This window comes from Shewanella sp. Sh95 (assembly GCF_001308045.1).
GTDB lineage: Bacteria > Pseudomonadota > Gammaproteobacteria > Enterobacterales > Shewanellaceae > Shewanella > Shewanella xiamenensis.
The window spans coordinates 1-21,203 of the sequence record NZ_LGYY01000213.1 but is presented as its reverse complement, the minus strand read 5'-3'; the positions used below and the strand labels follow the sequence as shown (position 1 = coordinate 21,203).

Below are 21,203 nucleotides of genomic sequence, written 5' to 3'. Positions count from 1 at the left end.
TGATTTAGCCCAAATAAAATAGGCGCTTAAGTGTACTTAAGCGCCTATTTTGGCTAAGCTTTCGCGAGGGGTTAATCCTGCGCTAATTCCTTTTCTAATTGCTGAGCAATCGCTTCTGGCGAGCCGCTATTACGGGCAAAAAGACCGTAGGCAGTTGGGATCACATAAATGGTAAACAGCGTCGCCAGCATAATACCCGCAAGCACCACTACGCCAATCACAAAGCGGGTTTCAGCACCTGCGCCCGTTGCCAAAACCAGAGGGACGGCGCCCGCAGCTGTAGTAATCCCCGTCATCAGGATAGGCCGTAAACGCTGGCATGAGGCTTGGATAATGGCGCGGTCAAAATCGACGCCCTTATCCCGCAACTGATTGGCAAATTCGACGATCAGAATACCGTTTTTTGCCGCAAGGCCCACCAGCATAATAATCCCAATCTGGCTGTAGATATTAAGGCTCTGCCCCGTAAACCACAGCCCTATCAAGGCGCCAACCGTGGCAAGCGGTACCGTCAGCATAATCACCATAGGGTGAATATAGCTTTCAAACTGCGCCGCTAATACCAGGAACACAATCCCAAGCGCCAGCAAGAACACAAAGTACATTGAGCTGCCAGACTCTTGATAATCCAGCGATTGTCCCTTGTAGCTGATGACTGCTTCCGCAGGCAAGTAAGCTCGCGCCACTTGATTGAGGTAATCCAGCGCTTCGCCTAGGCTATAACCATCCGCCAAGCTGGCCTCAATGGTAATCGCCCGCATACGGTTGTAGCGGTTAAGGGAGCTGGCATCGGCAAACTCTTCTACCGTAACTAAGTTGGATAATGGGATCAGCTCCTTCGTCCGTTCGGAGCGAACATAGATATTTTGCAGATCGGCCGCGGTATTTTGGTTACTGCGCTCCCCTTCCACAATCACATCATACTCTTCGCCATCACGCATAAAGGTGGTGACAAGGCGCGAACCTAACATAGATTCTAAGGTGCGACCGATATTAGAAATTGACACCCCTAGGCTTGCTGCCCTGTCTCTGTCAATCACCACTCTAAGCTGCGGTTTGGTCTCTTTATAATCGTGGTCAAGGCCAAGCAGTTTAGGATTTTCCGCCACCTTTTCCATCATAATATCCCGCCAAGCAGCGAGTTCCTCATAGCTTGGACCACCAATAACAAATTGCACCGGTTTGCCCACGCCACGGCCAAAGGCTTGACGCATCACAGGGAAAGCCTGCACACCGGCTAAATCCGCGAGGCGCTTGTTAATATCGCCAATCACTTCTTTCATAGGACGACGTTGCCCCCAATCCTCGAGCACAATAATCGCCATACCGTTAGAGAAGTCTGCCGCGCGGCCAAAGCCACGGGGCGCACGAATCAGCAAACGCTTGATATCCCCCGAATCCACCAATGGCATTAGGCGGCTTTCAACCTCAGTCATATAGGATTCGATATACTCGTAACTCGCCCCCTGAGGCCCGTTAATCATTAAAAATAATGAGCCTCGATCCTCCTGCGGTGCAAATTCCTGCGGTACTTTTTGGGCAAGAAACACACTACTACCGAGCGCAATCAACACGATAACTGACATCAGCACTGGTTTTGCCATCGCGCTCTCTAGCGAGCTTTGATAGCGACGGGAAATGTCCGTCATAATGCTATCAACCTTACGCACTAGCCATGAGTCCTGCGACGCGGGTTTAAGCAGCTTAGAGCACATCATCGGGCTTAGGGTTAACGCCACGATACTGGAGAAAATCACCGCCGCACTCATGGCCACCGCAAACTCCTTAAAGAGCTTACCTAAGTCTCCTTCGAGGAACGTGATCGGCATAAATACCGCCACTAACACTAAGGTGGTGGCAATGACCGCAAAGGCGACTTCACGGGCACCCAAAAACGCCGCTTTTAAGGGGGAATCCCCTTCTTCGATACGGCGGTGAATGTTTTCCAACATCACAATCGCATCGTCCACCACCATACCGATGGCGAGGATCATCGCGAGCAGCGTCAACAGGTTGATGGTATATCCCAAGGCATAGAGCACGATAAACGTGCCGAGCAAAGACACGGGCACCGTAATCGCAGGGATTAACATGGCACGCACGCTGCCAAGGAATAAATAAATCACAATAATCACTAAGATCATTGCGGTAAACAGCGTTTGATACACCTCTTTGATCGAGGCTTCGATAAACACTGAGCTATCGTAGCTACGCTTAATCGACATTCCCGCTGGTAATGTAGGATTGATTTTATCGACTAACGCATTAACGGCGCGGGCCACTTCTAAGGTGTTGGCGGTCGACTGTTTTGACACCCCAAGGCCAATCATGGCCTCCTTGTTGCCGCGGAACATAATACGCTCTTCTTCGGAGCCAATGTCCACCTTAGCTACGTCACCAAGCTTGACTAAATAACCATCTTCTCCTTGAGCAATCACCAGATTGGCAAAGTCCTCAGCGCTGCGATAACTTCGCTCTAAACGCACGGTAAAGTGGCGCTCCTTGGACTCAAGCGAACCTGCGGGTAACTCGACGTTTTCAGCCCTAAGTGCAGCTTCGACATCGGCCACCGTGAGGCTTCTGGATGCAAGGGCTTGTCTGTCAAGCCAGATGCGCATGGCATAAACCTTGCCACCACCAATACGGATCATCGACACCCCGTCAACCACCGACAGACGGTCGGATAAATAGCGACGGGTATAATCGGTTAGCTCTAATGTGGTCATTTGATCCGACACTAAGTTGAGCCACATAATCACTTCATCGCCACCGTTGGCTTTTTGCACCTCTGGGGGATCGGCCTCTTCGGGCAAGTTATCTAATAGACCCGAAATTCTATCGCGTACATCATTGGCAGCATCCTCAATATTACGACTAATATCAAACTCTAAGGTCACCTGTGAGCGACCATCGCTGCTCGATGAACTCACATGGCGAATGCCTTCGACGCCGCTGATCCTGTCTTCTATCAGCTGAGTAATGCGACTCTCAACTACCGCAGCACTGGCACCGCGATAGTTAGTTTCAATCGAGACAATCGGCGGGTCGATATTGGGGTATTCCCGCAGCGGTAATTTATCAAATGCGACTAAACCAAAGGCCACCAGCAATAGGCTAATGACCGAGGCAAATACCGGCCGTTTAACGGAAAGATCGGTCAGGATCATACGCTTGGCTCCGTATTAGCATCGGAAAGATAGCTAAATTTTTCAGCCAGTTGGGTCTTTACCACATCACCAGGATGCACCTTAAGCAGGCCGCGGATCACCACATTTTCACCAATCGCTAAGCCATCGGTAATTTCTACCCAGCCACGGGTACGAACTCCAATAGTGACTTGCTTACGCTCGATGACATTGTCTTTATTCACACTGTAAACAAAGTGTTCTTTCTGGATTGGGATAATCGCCGACTCAGGCAACATTAGCGCCTCGCGGCTGCGTTTGATGAGTTTGACCTTCATCAGCATCCCAGGCAGTAAGCGTAAATCTGGATTTGGGATTTCGGCGCGTACAATCACGGCACGGGTGGTTGGGTTAACACGGCTATCGATGGAAATCACTTTGCCTTTAAAGATTTCATCAGGGAAAGCCACGGCTTTTGCTTCAACAAGCTTGCCGGGCTGCAAGTCTTGAATAAAACGCTCTGGCACTGAGAAATCTAATTTAATCTTAGAGATATCATCGAGCGTGGTGATCTCAGTACCCGGTGTCACTAAACTACCCACGCTCACTTGGCGCAGGCCTAAACGGCCATTAAAGGGGGCGACAATACTGCGATCATTGAGGGAAGATTGTGCCTGCTCTAACTCGGCGCGGGCCGTATCGATTAAGGTTTGCAGGCGGTCACGCTCTAATTCTGCCACTGTTCGACTGGTGACAAGCGAACTAATCCGCGCCAATTCACGCTGATTGTCACTCACTTTCACCTGCGCCACTTTCACTTTGGCTATCTGCTCGGCATTTTGCAGTTGCACCAATAAATCGCCCTTTTTGACAATATCGCCATCATCAAACTTTAATGAGGTCACCACATCAGTGACTTTGGGCGTAATGGTGACGGACTCAAATGCCTTATTTGTGCCAATAGCTTCCACTTCGTCTCGAACTTGTGCCATAGAAGCGGTGGCGATAACCACATTAGGGGTGAGCTTAACTTTTGCTTGCTGCTGCTCTTGAGGTTGCATAGCTTGATATCCAAACCATGCCGCTGCCAAAATAGCGATGATAATTATGATTTTTTTCATCTGGCTTCCAAATGATGACTCGCATTAGTGACGGCTAGTTTACCCACTCGCATCATTGCATCAATACGTTTTACTTTTTCTTACAAATTACGCTGAGCGCGCAAAATTTGTAATAACGCTGCGGACAAGTCGAAAAACACCACCGAGGTGAAGAATGCAATACGATAAACGGCAATTTAAGCGGATTATTTCAAAATAACTCACAACTTAAGCGGTTTAATCTAAAACCATAATGTAACTATTGATATTACCTAGAAATATTCTGATACATCATGCTGTATCGTCCTAGAGCAATAGGCTGAATTGCAGACACAAAAAAGGGCGATAAATCGCCCTTTTTGACTGAGGTGGAATTAACGCAGTTTGCGCTCTTCTTTCATCAGATTCGACAATGATTCATACACCTTGGCGACAACGTCATTCGATAACGGCTGATCTTCAGCGTCACGAAGCAAAATCTTAGTCTCATCAGGGGTATCACCGTCTTGTAAGAGTAAACGGTAGCTACCTTCTTTTAAGGACAATTGATTGTCGTTCCACAATGAACTCCAGAAACCTGAGTTATCGGTAAACTTGATAAAGTACAGGCCTTTAGCACTGTCCATATCTGAAATTTCAAAGCCCATTTCTGGCAATACTATACGCAGACGATCCCACACTTGCTTATAGGAAGCCTTAGCAGACCAATATGCATCACCCTCTTCTGGCGTGACCAAATCAACATTGATCCCTAAGGTCTGCTTTAAGCGGTTTGCTTGAATGGTTTGCTCACGCTTAACGCTCATATAAGCAATGGCACTGTTAAGCATATCGATGGTGTAACGCTGCTTATCCTCACCACTGAGCATTACATCCTGCTCTTTACCATCGTAAAACTCTTCGTGTTCTACTAAGTGAATAACGATATTAGCGGTACGGCCGTGTGGACGGGTTTCGATATCGAAGCGATAACGCTGACGCAGCAGATATTCTTTATCTGAGCCCCATAAACTTGACTCCAACACCTCTCGGCTTTCAATCCAATCGGTTTCAATGTTGCCTTTATCATAGTCGCGACTACGAACAGGGATCGCTTGCTTCGCTAAGAATCCATCTAAGTTAGCGAAAATCTCTTGCTTAAGATCGACACTGTTATCAATCGATTCAACCACAATCTTAATGTTATCGCTGCCCTCTTCCACATGCGTACCTTCTGCCATTGGCAAAACTTGCAGTGGTGGGCGGATATCAAGGTTTTTACCAACAAGCGCAGGGTTTGCTTTAGCGCCGATTGCCGGAACCTCGTATTCTTTATTGTAAGGCGGCGTTTTCAATCCCTCAGGGATCTTTAGCATTGGCGCTTGCTCAGCCTGAACATAGTCTTCAGCACCGTTGGCTTGGCGACGCTCTAATGGCGAACTACAAGCTGCAACAGCAGCAACTAAGAACAGTGGAGTGACTTTCTTTAACATTAATTATTTAACCTCTATCTGGGCACGAGTCATTGCATCTAACAACAGACCATGACATTGCTCAGAAAGTTCAGTCAAAGGTAAACGAATATGACCACACTGAATCAACCCCATACGCTGGGCTGCCCATTTCACTGGGATAGGATTTGCTTCGCAAAACAGTGTGCTATATAAACCACGTAGTGGCTCGTCGATACTTGCGGCTAATTCGGCGTTGCCCGCCAATGCGGCGTCGCACATAGCTTTAAAGGCTTTTGGCACTATGTTGTTAGCAACCGAAATCACCCCGTTACCGCCAAGGAGTAAAAACTCTCTCGCTGTCGCATCATCACCGCTGTACAGCATAAAGTCATTGCCGCAAAGTTCACGTAGTCGTTTAACCCGTGATACATCACCCGTGGCTTCTTTTACACCAATAATATTGCTCACGCTCACTAACTCGGCCACGGTTTCAGGCTTCATATCAACCGCGGTGCGCCCAGGAACGTTATAGAGAATTTGGGGAATATCAGTGCTGGCCGCCACGGCTTTATAGTGGGCCACTAAGCCCTTTGGCGTCGGTTTATTGTAGTAAGGTGTTACGCCTAACATGGCGTCAACCCCGACTTTAGATAAGGACTTGGTGAGTTCGATAGCTTCTGCTGTCGCATTCGCACCATTGCCACCAATCACAGGGATACGACCTGCGACAAACTTAACGGTTTGAGCGACCACGGCAACGTGCTCATTCATTGGCAGAGTCGCTGACTCACCGGTGGTACCCACGGCAACGATGGCGTCTGTGCCTTGGTCAATATGGAATTCGACTAACCTTTCAAGACTTGCAAAATCTACTGAGCCATCACTGTTCATTGGCGTGATTAAGGCTACGATGCTTCCGTTTATCATCTGACTTCCCCAAAATTTCAGGATTCGCTATGGTACTGATGCCAACCATTAATGACAAGCACTAACGGGGGTCTCAAATTGATTTAGTTATGGTAGCATTACATCCCGCACAAAAACTCGGCGCTCGGTCTCGAGTTTTCGCTCTATGATATCGAAAAAGTGAGGACAATTCATGACCAATTTCCTGGTCGTAACTGCAATGGGCGTAGACCGTCCTGGACTCGTAAGTAAACTAGCTCGGCTTGCCAGTGACTGTGACTGCGATATCGTCGACAGCCGTATGGCATTATTTGGTAACGAATTTACCTTAATCATGATGTTGTCAGGTTCGTGGGCATCCATAACGAAAATTGAAAGCTTGCTCCCGAGTCTCAGTGTTGAATTAGAACTGATGACGGTGATGAAGCGTACCTCTAAGCACACGCCGCAAAATTACCTTTCGCGCCTTGAAGTGCGCTTTACTGGTAAAGATCAGCGCGGCACGATGAAATCCATCACCCAGTTTCTTGCCGACCGCTCCTTAGACTTGGCGGCAGTCCGCTCCTTCTCTGAAGAGCTTGAAAATGGCGAGCAAACGCAAACTATTTCATTAACCATCAATATTCCTGAAAAAGTTGAACTAGAAAAGCTCGAAAAGAGTATCTATCAACTCTCCGAGGAGATGGCACTGGATTGCACCATTAGACGCATGGAAGGCACGACCTCAAGAAACGACAGAGGATAATAGATGAATACCTTAACCGCTGGTGCCAAAGCGCCACTTTTTACCTTACAAAATCAACAGGGTAACGCTGTTTCACTACAAGAATGCTTAACGCGTGGTCCCGTTTTAGTCTATTTTTACCCTAAAGCGTCAACCCCTGGCTGCACAGTACAAGCCTGCGGTTTACGTGATAGCAAAGCTGAACTCGACAGCCACAAAGTAACCGTCCTCGGCATTAGCCCAGATCCTGTGGCTAAATTAGCTAAGTTTGCTGAAAAACAATCACTTAACTTTACCCTACTCAGCGATGAAGACCACAGCGTTGCTGATGCCTTTGGCGTGTGGGGCGAAAAGAAATTTATGGGTAAAGTCTATGATGGAATCCATAGGTTAAGTTTCCTCATCAACACCGATGGCACTATTGCCCATGTGTTCGATAAGTTTAAAACCAGCGACCATCATCAAGTGGTGCTGGCAGAGATTGCAGCGCAGTAATAGCCGCTAAATGGTATAGCAAGGGATTTTCTGACTAATTGCCAACGGCTCAGTTTAGAAATTTCAGTTTTAATTGCCCAAAAAAACCGCAAGCAAACATAAAATGGCCCTAAATTAGGGCCATTTTTGATGAAAAATTTTCAGCTTGTGGCGAATAAATCCTCTAATCACACCGCAACTTTAGCAGTCGCTTATTCCATTGAATCACCAACTCAATTCTGGGAAACGATTATAGGAATACAGGCAGTAACTCTTCAGTTTGAAGCTGTTGATAGTGATTAAAATCAATCTGACAGCCTTGCTCAGTTACGATTGAACCATGCGCTAAACATACATGCTCAGGAAATCCAGCAGTCATAAGCGACTGGTTAAAACGGATGAGATCCCAGCTTGAGGGCATAAATAGCTTAATCATCTGTGCAACAAGGGGATAGGGATAAACAGCTAAATCCAGATTAGTCTCAAAGCTGACGTAGGAGTTATCTCCCGGCCCTATCGATGGCGTGATATGCAAGGTAACATAGTCAGCCCCACGTATCCCATTTAACGAAAATCCCGCGGGCTGAAAACAGTGCATATCAAATTGAAAATCAGGGAAAATTCGCTGCAATCCTAAGCGTTGATAAATCCCCTGCTCGGTTTGTGTGGGCGACTTGAGGTAATCAGCCAACTCGCCACGGATGTGGTACATCATCAGTTCAAGGCAGGTATCATACGTTGACGACATAGGTTGGCCGTCAGTGCAAAACAAATTGTCAGTACAAAACAAATAGTGATGATGTGAATCTAAGTGACCAACTCGAAAGGCTTTTCCGGGGATCAAGGTCCGCAATTTCGCAATATCGTCAGCAAAGTGTGTGCTTTGTAGCTGGGCTTGGTATTCATTCTTACGCTGATAACAGAGCGCGGCAATGTGCTCAACCCCTAAGGCGTTAATAAAGTAGCAGGCCGCCTCAATCAGGGTGCTATTACCGCAGGTGAGCAGCAGAATCTTATCATCCCAGACGAACAGGCTCGATTCACTCAGTAGATAGGCATCGCAGGCAGGATTACGGATTATTGACAGGATTTCCGCATTGGCACAGGCGACCAAGGTTGACCAAAAGCCGTACTCTCGTTGGCGCAGTGATGCCATATTGGAAGTGAGTCTGATCTCAAGCTTTTTTTCCGCGCCTTCAAAAAACATCAAGCCGTTCGCCTCATCTTATCCCTGTGTTTGGGCATCTAATCTATTGGTATATCAGTCATTCATGGTTCGCTGGCAACGCTGACTTAAATGTATGCACGCATTTTAAGACTGATAACCCATCAAATTTGCGCGGCTATTTTTACACGACTAGCGCCGCAATAAAACCACCGCGCTTGCTTTTACAAGATGATAGCCTTGCAACGCACTCACCTTTACAACTCGCTAGCAAAAAGCAACACAGTCACCTTGGCAACTCGCTAGCAAAAATAATAGGCTATAAAAAACAAAAGTCAGCCTAAGTGTCCCTAGGCTGACTTTTTTAACACACTCAATATTAAGAAAAATCTTCTAAATAAGTGTAACCTTTTAGGCCCACTTGTAATTCTTCTAAAATTTGTGCGCGTTCATCCTCAACAATATGCTGGTTGACTAACTCTTCGTAAGTCCGCATAAAGTCAACGGCATCTAAGTTAACATAGCGTAATACGTCAGCGACTGTGTCACCGGCAAGTACCGATTCAATATTGGTCATACCGTTTTCTTCAATGCTGACAACGGCCGAGTTAGTGTCGCCAAACAAGTTGTGCATATCCCCTAAAATCTCTTGATATGCCCCCACCATAAAGAAGCCGATTAAATACGGGCTTTCAGCACTCCACGCTGGTACTGGTAGCGTAGTTTCAATCCCTTGGCCGTCTACATATTGATCCACAATACCGTCGGAGTCACAGGTGATGTCCAGCATCACAGCGCGGCGCTCTGGCGCTTTGTCTAAACCAGACAATGGCAGCACAGGGAACACCTGATCGATACCCCAAGCATCCGGTAAGGATTGGAATAATGAGAAGTTAACGAAGAACTTATCGGCTAACTTTTCGTTTAACTCATCAATAATCGGTCTGTGGTAACGGTTTTTGGTGCTTAACAAACCTTGAACTTCATGGCATACGCGTAGGTTAGCCTGCTCAGCCCACGCACGTTCTGCCAAGCTTAATTGACCCAAGGCAAACAGCGATTGCGCTTCTTGCAGGTCACTTTGGCTATCATGATAAATCTCAATCAAGGCACGTTGATCGGCACGGCCACTCAGCTCAGTCCAAGATTGCCACATATTGTGCAGCAGCTGCGGCGATTCTTCCGCTGGCGGCTGGATATCTTCAACCTGATAAGCTTCTGTGCCAATCACATCGGTGATCAGTACCGCATGGTGCGCCGTTAAGTGACGGCCAGATTCTGAAATAATACGTGGCATAGGTTGCTCGTATTCATTACAGATATCGGTAAGCACGTTTACGATGTTGTTCGCGTATTCGCTTAAACCATAGTTCATTGAGTTATTACTTTGGCTACGAGTGCCGTCGTAATCTACCGCTAAACCACCGCCGACGTCGAAGCAGTTAATGCTGGCCCCTAACTCACGTAATTCACAGTAGAAACGCGCCGCTTCGCTCACACCTTGACGAATATCGCGGATATTGGCGATTTGCGAACCTAAGTGAAAGTGCAGTAATTGCAGCGAATCCAACATATCGCTTTGTTTTAACTGGTCAACTACAGTCAAAATCTGCGCCGCAGATAAACCAAACTTAGACTTTTCGCCACCGCTGGCTTGCCACTTGCCTTTACCTTGGAATGCCAGGCGAGCACGTAGACCTAAGCGAGGTTTCACCCCTAAACGCTTAGACTCGGCCAACACCATCTTCAGCTCAGACAGTTTTTCTAAAACGATGTAGACCTTATGGCCTAACTTTTCACCAATTAAGGCTAAACGAATGTATTCGTTATCTTTGTAACCGTTACATACGATCACTGAGCTGGCTTTTTGCGCCATGGCCAGTACGGCCATTAATTCTGGCTTACTGCCGGCTTCTAGGCCTAATTGCGGAACTTCTTTTGATGCTTGGCTCGCAAGGATCTCTTCTACCACAGTTTTTTGTTGGTTTACTTTAATGGGGTAAACCAGCAAATAGTCCGCCTGATACTCATATTTTTGTATCGCTTGGTCGAATGCTTGGCACAAACTGTTCACTCTGTGGTGCAGAATTTGCGGGAAACGAACTAATACAGGTAAAGCGACCCCTGCTTTAACCATGTCTTTTGCTAGCTCATTTAAGCCAATCTTGTGATCAGGATTCTTAGGATCCGGCGACACTGTCACCTCACCTTGGTCGCTGATCCCATAAAACCCTTGGCTCCAGTGGGTAACGTTGTACCCAGCACGAGCAGCATCAATAGACCAATCATTCATTTTTATTTAGCCCGTCTATAAAAAAATGGGTTAAACGGCCACGGCATTCTTGCGCGACCGCCCGTTCGACAAACCCAGGTAAAACATATATTTACCTGACATACAATTAGGATGAATTCACCCTGTTTAATGCAGCAAAATCAACCCAGCAGAGGTGACATTGATGCGTTTTTCCTTAACGCAGCCGGGGGAGACCCCAGATTCTTATTACACTGGCGATGGTAGGAGATTGCGTTCATATCACCTTTTATCGCCAAGGTTTCTCACCAATGGCATTAACCTTAGCGCGCTTTGAGGTTAAAAAACACCCAAAACCCTAACGTTAGGCGTTGCATCACAGCCGAAGACCCCAAATTCATTAAAAAGGGGGGCAAGCATGTCTACAACAACAGGTAACACTAAAGGAACAACATTACATATTAAGCGGCTAGGCAAGACCGAGCGCACCTAATAACAGGCAAGATTATTGTAACAGGGGACTGTTGGCTTCTTCGCGGCCAGAATTGATACGGATTAACGTGAGATGTTTAAGGCTGGTATCGTCATAGGGCATAACGATTGAGCGCTGACATTGTGATGCTTTTAGGCAAAGAGCAAAAAATGGATGCTTGTGCATTAGCTAAACAATTCCTCTTAACCCCATGTAACCATTATAAATTGTACGTTACACGGTGAATGACCTGTGAACCATAAAATCATTACAACTCACGTAATATTTGTCATGTCTGTAACGAGCGAAGTCGTTAAACGGCGCAATTAAACCGCGCAATGTCACAGAATGCAAGCAAGAATCTCATTTAATATTTTTCATTAAAATATAACAAACACCCCATTAACAGGGATGGCATCCCCATGCAGGGTTAATTTCGATAAATTAATAAGTTAGTGAATAATCCTACTTTTAATACGTTCAATATTTTTTAATAGCCTTGCAGAATAAATGGCTAACAATCGCAGCGTCGGCATGATTTTTAACGCTCACTAAGCCATTAATCCTAAAGTGCAAACCTAAAAGCCGAACTGGAAGCTGCCGTTTACGGATAAAGCGGTTATAATCACCGCCGAATGACATCTATAGATAGAGAGCTACATGGTACAGATAGGAAAAACCTGCAAACTTGAGGTGGTAAAACAAGTCAGCTTCGGTGTGTATTTAAATGCCCACGAATTTGGCCAAGTGTTACTGCCCAACAAAGCCACCCCAAAAGATTGCCAAGTCGGTGACTGGCTAGAGGTCTTTTTATATCTGGACTCTGAAGATATCGTCATTGCCACTACGCGCAGACCACTTGCGCAAGTCGGTGAGTTTGCCTATCTAAAAGCCGTGGCAACGGGTCCTTACGGGGCATTTTTAGACTGGGGATTAGATAAAGATCTGCTACTGCCCTTTGGCGAGCAGCATAAACCCATCGAAGAAGGCCGCTCTTACCTCGTTTACGTGCATGTTAACCGCGCGGATGAACGTATTGTCGCCTCATCAAAAATTGATAAGTTCCTCGATAAAACTCCAGCCCAGTACGAAGTGGGTCAACAGGTTGACTTATATATCGGTGGCACCACAGATTTAGGCTACAAAGCCATTATCAACCATGCCCACTGGGGCGTGATTTACCAAAATGAAGTGTTCCAAAAGCTGCGTTTTGGCCAAAGATTGAAAGGTTTTATCAAACAAGTTCGCCGCGATGGCAAAATCGATTTGGTCTTGCAGCAAGGCAGTAAGCAAGAGCTCGATAAACACGCGCACATTATCTTAGTGAAACTCAAGCAAGCGGGTGGATTCTTACCGCTGACCGATAAAACCGATGCCGAAGTGATTTACGATCAACTCGGCATGAGTAAAAAAGCCTTCAAGAAGAGCATCGGCGGCCTGTTTAAAGCGGGCAAGTTAAGCATCGATGATGATGGCTTGCGCCTGACTGAAGCAGACTGATTTGGAAGAATAATCAACCGAATACGGGACTTAGCACTCTCTTGCCCCCATGTTCGTGCTTTATTTGTACAAATAGTTGGCCTTAAACCTCAGTTTACCGACAAGCGCTAGGATATTAAGCATGGCTCTGTTATAACAAAGCCATGCTTTTTTCTTTGGAGCTTATATGGAACTCACGTTACACGAAGCCAGAGTTATCGGTTGTCTACTTGAAAAAGAAGTCACCACCCCAGAGCAATACCCTCTTTCACTCAATGCCCTGACCCTCGCCTGTAATCAAAAAACCAGCCGCGATCCCGTATTGGACTTAAGCGAAGCGCAGGTTCAAGACGCCCTCGATTCATTGAATAAAAAGCGACTAATCAGCGAGCAATCCGGCTTTGGTAGCCGAGTCGTCAAATACAAGCACAGATTCTGCAACACCGAATTTAGCGAGTTACAACTTTCCAGCGCGGCGGTAGCTATTGTCTGCTTGCTGCTGCTTCGCGGCCCACAAACGCCGGGGGAGTTGCGTACCCGCAGCAACAGGCTACATGACTTTAAAGATGTGCTCGAAGTGGAAGCCTGCATTAAGCAATTGATGGAGCGAGATAAACCCGTGCTAGCCCAACTGCCACGGGAACCGGGTAAGCGTGAATGCCGTTATACTGAGCTATTCTCCCAAGGTGCTGAGCAGGTCAGCGCCGGGTCATTCACCAGTGCCACAAATGCAGATGCCCAGCCGCTAAATGAGCAGGATAGACAACAACTGGAAGCGAGAGTTACGCAGCTTGAAGAGCAAGTGGCTGAACTTAAAGATAAGTTAGACTCGCTTATCGCTTCTTTATCCTAACCGCACCGCGGACGACTTTCGCGAATGGTCGCTCTTAATGATGACTAACGTGAAAGTTTGTCCGCCCACTCACTGACGAGACAGCGAATGACACCAAACGCTCCCAGTACATTCAACAACATGCTTTTGATCGCTGGCTTTGAATGTCGCAAATTTCTATTCAACCTTCGCGGGATTATCGCCCTGATCGCCTTTGCATTAGTGTGGGGCATGCTATTGCTCTATCCCATCCAAGGCGCTTCGACCCTATTGATGCAGCCCAATATTAAAGATCTGATCGACGGTCTCTTAGGCAGCCAAGCACTCAATGTGCTATTTGACTGGCCCGTGGCGGAAATGGCTATCTTCTGGTGCTTTGCGCTGTATCTGTTTCCCATGTTCAGTATTTTGATTGCCGCCGATCAGTTCTCCTCAGACAAATCCCGCGGCACATTGCGCTTCTATATCCTAAGAACCAGCAAAGACAGTCTACTCTTCGGCCGCTTTTTGGGGCAAATCTTGATCCAAGGTCTACTGATCTTATTGACCATACTCGCCACCGTAGCGCTGGCTCTCACTCGCGATATCGGCTTGTTATTACCCGCATTAACGTCGGCTGCCTTGGTAGGCATCAACTTGGTTATCGTGATTTTACCCTTTACCGCGGTCATGACTTTATTGTCCCTCTATGCCAACACGGCAAGACAGGCCATGGTGCTCGCCACCATCTTGTGGACAGTCGTCTCGATTGCACTATTGATTTTGGGTAATCAATCCAGCTTATTTGAAGGCTTACAATGGATATTGCCTGGCGCTCAACTGTCGAACATGGTGAACACCAATGGACTCCAGAGCTTTGCCTACGCACCAATCCCCCTATTACAAACCGCATTCGCCCTCTTCCTTGGCCGAGTTTATATCCAAAGGAGTCAACTATGATCCTCATTCAATGCCAAGGACTGTCCAAACACTATGGCAGTAAAAAAGCGCTCAATAACGTTAACTTAACCCTCGAATCGGGAGCGCCCATCGCCTTGGTTGGCCCTAACGGTGCAGGTAAAACCACGCTATTTAGCCTACTTTGTGGTTACCTCACCCCAAGCGCGGGCACGGTTCGTATTCTGGGAGAAGCGCCAAATAGTCCTGCATTATTAGGGCAAATTGCCGCCCTGCCACAGGATGCAACGCTCGATCCTAATTTGACCATTATCAGCCAGTTAAGCTTCTTTGCGCGTCTTCAAGGGATGGATAGCAAGCAGGCAAATCAAGAAGCCCTGCGAGTGCTGAATTTAGTAGACTTAGCCGAGGTGGCGCAGCAAAAGCCACCGAGCCTGAGCCATGGGATGAGTAAACGTGTGGCGATTGCCCAAGCCTTAATCGGCTCGCCTAAGCTGGTGTTACTCGATGAGCCAACCGCAGGACTCGATCCCGCCAATGCAAAGAAAATCCGTGAACTCGTCAGAACGCTCTCACCCACAACCACCTTTGTGATCAGCTCTCACAACTTGGACGAACTCGAGAAGCTCTGTGACCAAGTGCTGTATCTAGATAAAGGTGAATTGGGCCAGTCGATTTCGATGCGCTCATCCAATAGCGGCAGTGATTATCTCACCCTCACCATGGAAAGCTGCGACAGTGAAGCGCTGATCCAAGCCGTAGGTCAAATAGCTGGTGTGGTGAATATCACCTCAAAACAAGCCCATGTGTTTGTTATCCAATTGGATGACACGGCAAATCGCCATTATGAGTTTGAAATCGCCCTACTCGCCCTATTTAAGCAGCAGCATTGGCAATATAAGATGCTACTTAAAGGACGCACATTAGAAGAAACGTTATTTTCTTAACTCCGCGACAAGTCCCTTATTATTCCTACGTTTAACTCCACCTCTAACAGCGCCCGCAAGGGCGCTTTGTGGCTAATGTTTTGTTTATACACTGCTGAAGCAATGGCATTTATTACACCATGTCAAACATCAAACAGTCGTAAATATCAGTGTTAAAAGGCTTTATCCTTTAACTTCTACTTTAGTTCTAAACGCTACAGGCCAACTTAGCCCCTAATGCTGCTTACCTAGTGCTGCTTATATGAGGCGTATTTACGTTTCAAAATAAAGGGTGAGTAATCACCGCTAACCAATAAAGCAGCAGTTAAGCCGCTTTGGTAAACCTAGACTTTCAATCTAATCTCGAGCTTGTTATAACTCCCCTTTCCTGCTCTTTCACTGAATTCAGAGGTTTCAATGAACAAAGCACAACTGATCCAACGTATCGCCACTTCGCTTGAACAGTCCCAGGCCAGCACTAAACCTGTTGTCGAACAGATCCTACAACAGATCCATATCGCCTTAAGCGAAGGTGAGAAAGTCTTCCTGCCGCAATTCGGTACCTTCGAGTTACGTTATCATTTACCTAAATCGGGTCGAAACCCGCAAACTGGCGAGACGATGGAGATTGCAGGCTTTAACCAGCCAAGCTTTAAGGCGGCGACAGCGCTAAAACAAGCGATAAATGAGTAGTATTGTGGATGTGTAAAATTGCCTCGTGAAAACCACGGGGCTTTTTTATGGGACAAGGTTAACGACATCACTTTGGCAATAAGCCTTAGCGCTCAAACGCCGCCTACACGAGCTCAGTTTGATGCTATCAAGCTCAATGTGGAGAAATAAAGTTGAGGAATTTGTAGGTTATAAGGCAGGACTAATGCCTGTAACAAAAGTGGCAAGCGCGAAGCCGTGGCTCTAGAGAAGAAGATAGAAACGGCCCTTTAAACCAAATCCAAATAATCAAAGCTGTAGATGCAAAAAAGCCCCGACTAATGTCGAGGCTTATTTACTATTCACTGAGAATAATGGTACCCGAGGCCAGACTTGAACTGGCACGCTGTTACCAGCGAGGGATTTTAAATCCCTTGTGTCTACCGATTCCACCACTCGGGCAAACTCTGAATATCGTAAGCACTGCTATTGATATTGTTAACTCTTTGCTTCGCTCTTCTACTTATATTTCAATGTATAGGTAACGAAGTTTAACGCTTCAGCTCGTTTGAGCTGTCACCATTATAATAATGGTACCCGAGGCCAGACTTGAACTGGCACGCTGTTACCAGCGAGGGATTTTAAATCCCTTGTGTCTACCGATTCCACCACTCGGGCAAACTCTTTATATTAACGACGGGAATCATGTCATTAATATCTTAATTATGGAGGCGCGACCCGGAGTCGAACCGAGATCGACGGATTTGCAATCCGCAGCATAGCCATTCTGCCATCGCGCCATCTTTCCAATCATTTTAGATTGGAGCGACATATCGGGTTCGAACCGATGACCTATACCTTGGCAAGGTATCGCTCTACCAACTGAGCTAATGTCGCATCACGCAGAGTTAAGATTTTGTTTTCACTTCGTCTCTCGTCTACGGGGAGGCATTCTACCTATTTACGATGCAGTGTCAACCGCTGTTTTATCGATAACTTACTGCTTGCGCACTAAATAATCTCTTTGATCTTTTATTGTGCTATTCAGCCGTTAAATCTTTCCAGGCGGCTAAAATGTAACTCATCATTGACCAGAACGTTAATACGGCAGCGATATATAACAGCACAAATGCCGCGGTGATCATGAGTGGATTGTATTGCCAGATAAGGCCAATAATCGCCACCATCTGCGCCGCCGTTTTATATTTGCCGATCCAAGAAACTGCAACCGTGCCGCGTTTACCTAATTCAGCCATCCACTCCCGCAGGGCTGAAATCACAATTTCACGGCCAATCATAAACAGTGCTGGCAGTGTGAGCCAAATATCAGCGTATTGGTCAACTAATAATACGAGCGCGGTGATCACCATCAGTTTATCAGCGACGGGATCGAGGAAGGCGCCAAAACGGGTCAGTTGCTTGAGTTTACGCGCCGCATAACCGTCTAATGCATCCGTTAACGCCGCCAACCAAAACACAAATGCGGCAACAAAAGGCGTCCAGCTGTAAGGTAAATAAAACAACACCACAAAAATGGGCAGTAAAAAAAGCCTAAAAAGAGTTAATGCTATGGGTAAGTTAAACGGCATGATCAAACCAGTTAGTCAAAAGCAGCGCCAATCTTGCCTTAATTTTATCACCCTCGCAATGCATCATGAATGGTTTGTGCCATTTCTATGCTGATCCCTGGCACTTTCGCTAACTCGGCCACGCTCGCGCCCTTCACTTCCTGCAAACCGCCCAAATGTTGGAGTAACGCTTTACGGCGTTTAGGGCCAATGCCCGGAATGGATTCAAGCGTTGAGGTGTTACGGGTTTTCTGACGGCGATTACGATGCCCAGTGATGGCAAAGCGGTGCGATTCATCGCGAATATGTTGAATAAGGTGCAATGCGGGTGAGTCATCCTCAAGGGAAAAGCTCGTTTCTGTGTCACCAAAGATTAAGGTTTCCAGCCCGGGTTTACGGCTCTCTCCCTTTGCCACCCCAATCAGTTGCGGCGCTTTATCTAAATTAACGAACTTCTCATCCACTATTTGCTGCGCGATACGCAGCTGACCCAAACCACCGTCGATAAATAAGATATCAGGAATTTTGCCGCTGGCATCGATTTTATCAAATCGGCGACTAATGGCTTGTTTCATCGCGGCATAATCATCGCCTGGCGTAATACCTTCAATATTATAACGACGATATTCGGCTTTATGCGGCCCTTCACGATTAAACACCACACAGGAGGCTACCGTGCTCTCACCCATGGTATGGCTGATATCGAAACACTCCATTCGCTGAATCGGCGTATTGAGTTCGAGGATTTCCTCCAATAACACAAAACGCTGTTCAACGGTATTTTTATGGGACAGACGCGTCATCACCGCATTGGTGGCGTTGGTGATCGCGAGGCGTAAAAAACTCGCCCTGTCAGCACGCACATTGGTTTTGATGCTGAACTTTTTATTTAGCGCCTCAGAGACGGCAGCTTCTAACTCATGCAATTCTTCAAAGTGATGACTTATCACCACTTCCTTAGGAATAGTGCGTTGAATATCGGCATTTAAGTAAAACTGTAGCAGGAAGGAACGTAAGACTTCTTCGATATCCGTTTGCGCGGGCACCGTTGGATAATAGCTACGGCTACCAAAAATCTTACCTTCACGAATAAACAGTAAATGGAAACAGGCGATACCCGAGGCGTAATGCACACCGATAACATCCATATCGCCAGTATTACCAGAGACCTCTTGCTGCTCTGCCACTCGGCGCAGCGCCATAATTTGATCGCGAAAACGCGCGGCTTGCTCATAGGCTTGCTGCTCGGCGGCCTCTTCCATCTTAGCTACGAGTTCACTGATGACTTGCTTGTCTTTTCCCTTAAGGAACAGACTCGCCAGTTTAACCTGCTCGTCATACTCCGCATTACTGACCTTACCGACGCAAGGTGCACTGCAACGGGATAACTGGTATTGCAGGCAGGGACGAGTGCGGGATTTATAATAGAGATCATCACACTGGCGGATAGGAAACAGCTTTTGCATCAAGTGCAAACTTTCGCGCACCGCACCGCCATTGGGATAAGGCCCAAAGTAATAGCCCTTCTCCCGCTGCGGCCCGCGATGGTATGCAAGGCGTGGATGCTCGTGTTGGCTCAAGAATATATAAGGGTATGACTTATCGTCCCGCAGTAACACATTGTATTTGGGCATGTACTGCTTGATATAGTCATTCTCAAGCAGCAGCGCATCGGTCTCACTGTGGGTCAGCGTCACATCAATATGATGGATATGGGACACCAGCGCCTGAGTTTTCACATTGCCAAGGTTTTTACGGAAATAGGAAGATAAGCGCTTTTTAAGATCTTTGGCCTTACCCACATAAATGACGTCACCTTTGACGTCATACATGCGATAAACCCCAGCAGAGGATGAGACCGTGCGTAAAAAACTCTGGGCGTTAAAACCTGTCGACATCGTTACACACCCACTCTTTTACTTACCATCTTCAAAACTGCTTGATAAATCGTTTTCAAACTCACAGCTAACACTTAATTAATGCTAGAACCATTGACACAAGCGGCCATTAGAAATGGCCAGCATCTAACATTTTATAGCGGATCGCTAAACGAGTCAGCTCCACATCACCACTGATCCCAAGCTTCGCAAACAAGCGGTAACGGTAACTGTTAACGGTTTTGGGGCTTAAGTTGAGCTGCTCAGAAATATCATTGACCTTTTCACCATTGGTGATCATCAACATAATTTGCAGCTCACGCTCAGACAAGGCTTTAAACGGATTCTCATCGGCCGGATTGAATTGGCTCAATGCCATTTGTTGGGCAATTTCAGGAGATAAATAGCGCTGCCCACGGGAAACCTGACGTATCGCTTGCAATACTTCAGGTGGCGTCGCACCTTTGGTTAAATAACCAGACGCGCCCGCCTGCATCACTTTACTGGGGAACGGATCTTCAGTATGCACTGTTAGCACAATAATCTTAGCATGGGGTTGATAACGTAAAATCTTACGCGTCGCTTCGAGTCCGCCCATACCTGGCATATTCATGTCCATTAAGATGACGTCGGCTTCATTTTGTCTCGCCCACTGTACCGCGGTCTCACCATCGGGCGCTTCACCCACAACTTTGATCCCCCGCTCATCTTCTAAGATACGGCGGATCCCAGTTCTCACCAGCTCATGATCGTCAACTAAATATATCGATATCAACTTTATCCACCTTTAACCAATGCTGACTAAGAGAGTTTAGCCAAATCAGAATACCGCAACCGGAATATAGGTTATCAGGGTAATTTAGCCCAACAATGGCATTTCGCAAAGCATAAAATGAATATTGTTAACTAGATGATATTTAAAGAAACAACTTGCTAATTAATGCAGTTTGAAATTAAGAGCTTGGTATGATGAAAGTATGAGTGGAGCTCAGGATTGGGCTAATTGATAAGCTGACGCAAAATATAGCAGGTTTAAAACGCTCATCGAAAATGAAGTCGTGTAAATGCAAAAAGCCGCTAATTGCTTAGCGGCTTTTTAGCCGACTATTGTGCTGGAGCAGCGCTTAGCACGAGGAACCCGGGTTCAAATTGCATAAACAAAAAAGCCATCATTGCTGATGGCTTTTCCGTGAAATATGGCGGAGGAGCAGGGATTTGAACCCCGGGGGGGCTGTAAACCCACGCCGGGCTTCTATGCCGGGGCATTTAAACACCCCCCTCCCCCCTCCCAACACGCCAACTCGCAAGCAACGCCGCCGAAGA

General features: G+C 46.8%; 17 protein-coding genes and 4 tRNA genes. 7 read left to right on the top strand and 14 right to left on the bottom strand.

Going from position 1 to position 21,203, the window contains the following annotated elements:
* Positions 1-71: 71 nt before the first annotated feature.
* From AEA42_RS15645 to dapA, 4 genes are all read right to left on the bottom strand, one after another.
* On the bottom strand, positions 72-3,167 hold the full coding sequence (locus tag AEA42_RS15645; RefSeq protein WP_055648219.1) for an efflux RND transporter permease subunit: 3,096 nt from the start codon (positions 3,165-3,167) through the stop codon (positions 72-74).
* A complete protein-coding gene (locus AEA42_RS15640; RefSeq protein ID WP_037425693.1) occupies positions 3,164-4,246 on the bottom strand; it encodes an efflux RND transporter periplasmic adaptor subunit in 1,083 nt (360 codons plus the stop codon). Before AEA42_RS15640 ends, AEA42_RS15645 begins: the two co-directional genes overlap by 4 nt.
* A gap of 353 nt (positions 4,247-4,599) precedes the next feature.
* On the bottom strand, positions 4,600-5,697 hold the full coding sequence (bamC, locus tag AEA42_RS15635) for an outer membrane protein assembly factor BamC (RefSeq protein ID WP_055648218.1): 1,098 nt from the start codon (positions 5,695-5,697) through the stop codon (positions 4,600-4,602).
* A 3-nt stretch (positions 5,698-5,700) separates the two neighbouring features.
* A complete protein-coding gene (gene dapA / locus AEA42_RS15630; protein WP_055648217.1) occupies positions 5,701-6,585 on the bottom strand; it encodes a 4-hydroxy-tetrahydrodipicolinate synthase in 885 nt (294 codons plus the stop codon).
* A 172-nt stretch (positions 6,586-6,757) separates the two neighbouring features.
* Here dapA and AEA42_RS15625 point away from each other — a divergent pair, with 172 nt between their 5' ends.
* Together AEA42_RS15625 and bcp are read left to right on the top strand one after the other, a co-directional pair.
* Positions 6,758-7,309, top strand: a complete 552-nt coding sequence (locus AEA42_RS15625; protein WP_037417572.1) for an ACT domain-containing protein — start codon at positions 6,758-6,760, stop codon at positions 7,307-7,309.
* Positions 7,310-7,312: 3 nt separating this feature from the next.
* Positions 7,313-7,783: a thioredoxin-dependent thiol peroxidase gene (bcp, locus tag AEA42_RS15620; protein WP_047536092.1), complete on the top strand. Its 471-nt coding sequence runs from the start codon at positions 7,313-7,315 to the stop codon at positions 7,781-7,783.
* Positions 7,784-8,012: 229 nt separating this feature from the next.
* Here the strand turns inward: bcp and AEA42_RS15615 are convergent, their stop codons facing one another.
* The 3 genes from AEA42_RS15615 to AEA42_RS22375 all read right to left on the bottom strand — a co-directional run bounded on the left by AEA42_RS15615 (position 8,013) and on the right by AEA42_RS22375 (position 11,836).
* A complete protein-coding gene (locus tag AEA42_RS15615) occupies positions 8,013-8,969 on the bottom strand; it encodes an adenosylmethionine decarboxylase (RefSeq protein ID WP_055648216.1) in 957 nt (318 codons plus the stop codon).
* Positions 8,970-9,306: 337 nt separating this feature from the next.
* Positions 9,307-11,220: a biosynthetic arginine decarboxylase gene (speA, locus tag AEA42_RS15610; protein WP_055648215.1), complete on the bottom strand. Its 1,914-nt coding sequence runs from the start codon at positions 11,218-11,220 to the stop codon at positions 9,307-9,309.
* 463 nt (positions 11,221-11,683) lie between these two features.
* The gene (locus AEA42_RS22375; protein ID WP_011622337.1) at positions 11,684-11,836 is read right to left on the bottom strand and encodes a hypothetical protein; all 153 of its coding nucleotides are present in this window, start codon (positions 11,834-11,836) and stop codon (positions 11,684-11,686) included.
* A gap of 474 nt (positions 11,837-12,310) precedes the next feature.
* On the opposite strand from AEA42_RS22375, the gene AEA42_RS15605 reads away from it, so the two are divergent.
* The 5 genes from AEA42_RS15605 to AEA42_RS15585 all read left to right on the top strand — a co-directional run bounded on the left by AEA42_RS15605 (position 12,311) and on the right by AEA42_RS15585 (position 16,477).
* A complete protein-coding gene (locus AEA42_RS15605) occupies positions 12,311-13,150 on the top strand; it encodes a S1-like domain-containing RNA-binding protein (protein WP_055648214.1) in 840 nt (279 codons plus the stop codon).
* Between the two features lie 166 nt (positions 13,151-13,316).
* Positions 13,317-13,982, top strand: a complete 666-nt coding sequence (locus AEA42_RS15600; RefSeq protein WP_055648213.1) for a DUF480 domain-containing protein — start codon at positions 13,317-13,319, stop codon at positions 13,980-13,982.
* Between the two features lie 87 nt (positions 13,983-14,069).
* Complete coding sequence (locus tag AEA42_RS15595) at positions 14,070-14,900, top strand: ABC transporter permease subunit (protein ID WP_055648212.1); 831 nt, start codon at positions 14,070-14,072, stop codon at positions 14,898-14,900.
* The gene (locus AEA42_RS15590) at positions 14,897-15,805 is read left to right on the top strand and encodes an ABC transporter ATP-binding protein (RefSeq protein WP_055648211.1); all 909 of its coding nucleotides are present in this window, start codon (positions 14,897-14,899) and stop codon (positions 15,803-15,805) included. Before AEA42_RS15595 ends, AEA42_RS15590 begins: the two co-directional genes overlap by 4 nt.
* A gap of 396 nt (positions 15,806-16,201) precedes the next feature.
* Positions 16,202-16,477 carry an HU family DNA-binding protein gene (locus AEA42_RS15585; protein ID WP_037425710.1) on the top strand — a complete coding sequence of 92 codons (276 nt, stop codon included), beginning with the start codon at positions 16,202-16,204 and terminating at the stop codon, positions 16,475-16,477.
* A 333-nt stretch (positions 16,478-16,810) separates the two neighbouring features.
* Here the strand turns inward: AEA42_RS15585 and AEA42_RS15580 are convergent.
* The 7 genes from AEA42_RS15580 to uvrY form a co-directional block, all read right to left on the bottom strand.
* A tRNA-Leu gene (locus AEA42_RS15580) sits at positions 16,811-16,897 on the bottom strand.
* 129 nt (positions 16,898-17,026) lie between these two features.
* Positions 17,027-17,113 (bottom strand) — tRNA-Leu (locus AEA42_RS15575).
* Between the two features lie 48 nt (positions 17,114-17,161).
* Positions 17,162-17,235 (bottom strand) — tRNA-Cys (locus AEA42_RS15570).
* Positions 17,236-17,256: 21 nt separating this feature from the next.
* Positions 17,257-17,332, bottom strand: a tRNA-Gly gene (locus tag AEA42_RS15565).
* Positions 17,333-17,475: 143 nt separating this feature from the next.
* Positions 17,476-18,024 carry a CDP-diacylglycerol--glycerol-3-phosphate 3-phosphatidyltransferase gene (gene pgsA, locus AEA42_RS15560; RefSeq protein ID WP_037417386.1) on the bottom strand — a complete coding sequence of 183 codons (549 nt, stop codon included), beginning with the start codon at positions 18,022-18,024 and terminating at the stop codon, positions 17,476-17,478.
* Positions 18,025-18,071: 47 nt separating this feature from the next.
* On the bottom strand, positions 18,072-19,901 hold the full coding sequence (gene uvrC / locus AEA42_RS15555) for an excinuclease ABC subunit UvrC (RefSeq protein ID WP_055648210.1): 1,830 nt from the start codon (positions 19,899-19,901) through the stop codon (positions 18,072-18,074).
* A 109-nt stretch (positions 19,902-20,010) separates the two neighbouring features.
* Positions 20,011-20,655 carry a UvrY/SirA/GacA family response regulator transcription factor gene (uvrY, locus tag AEA42_RS15550; protein ID WP_011622328.1) on the bottom strand — a complete coding sequence of 215 codons (645 nt, stop codon included), beginning with the start codon at positions 20,653-20,655 and terminating at the stop codon, positions 20,011-20,013.
* Positions 20,656-21,203 lie beyond the last annotated feature (548 nt).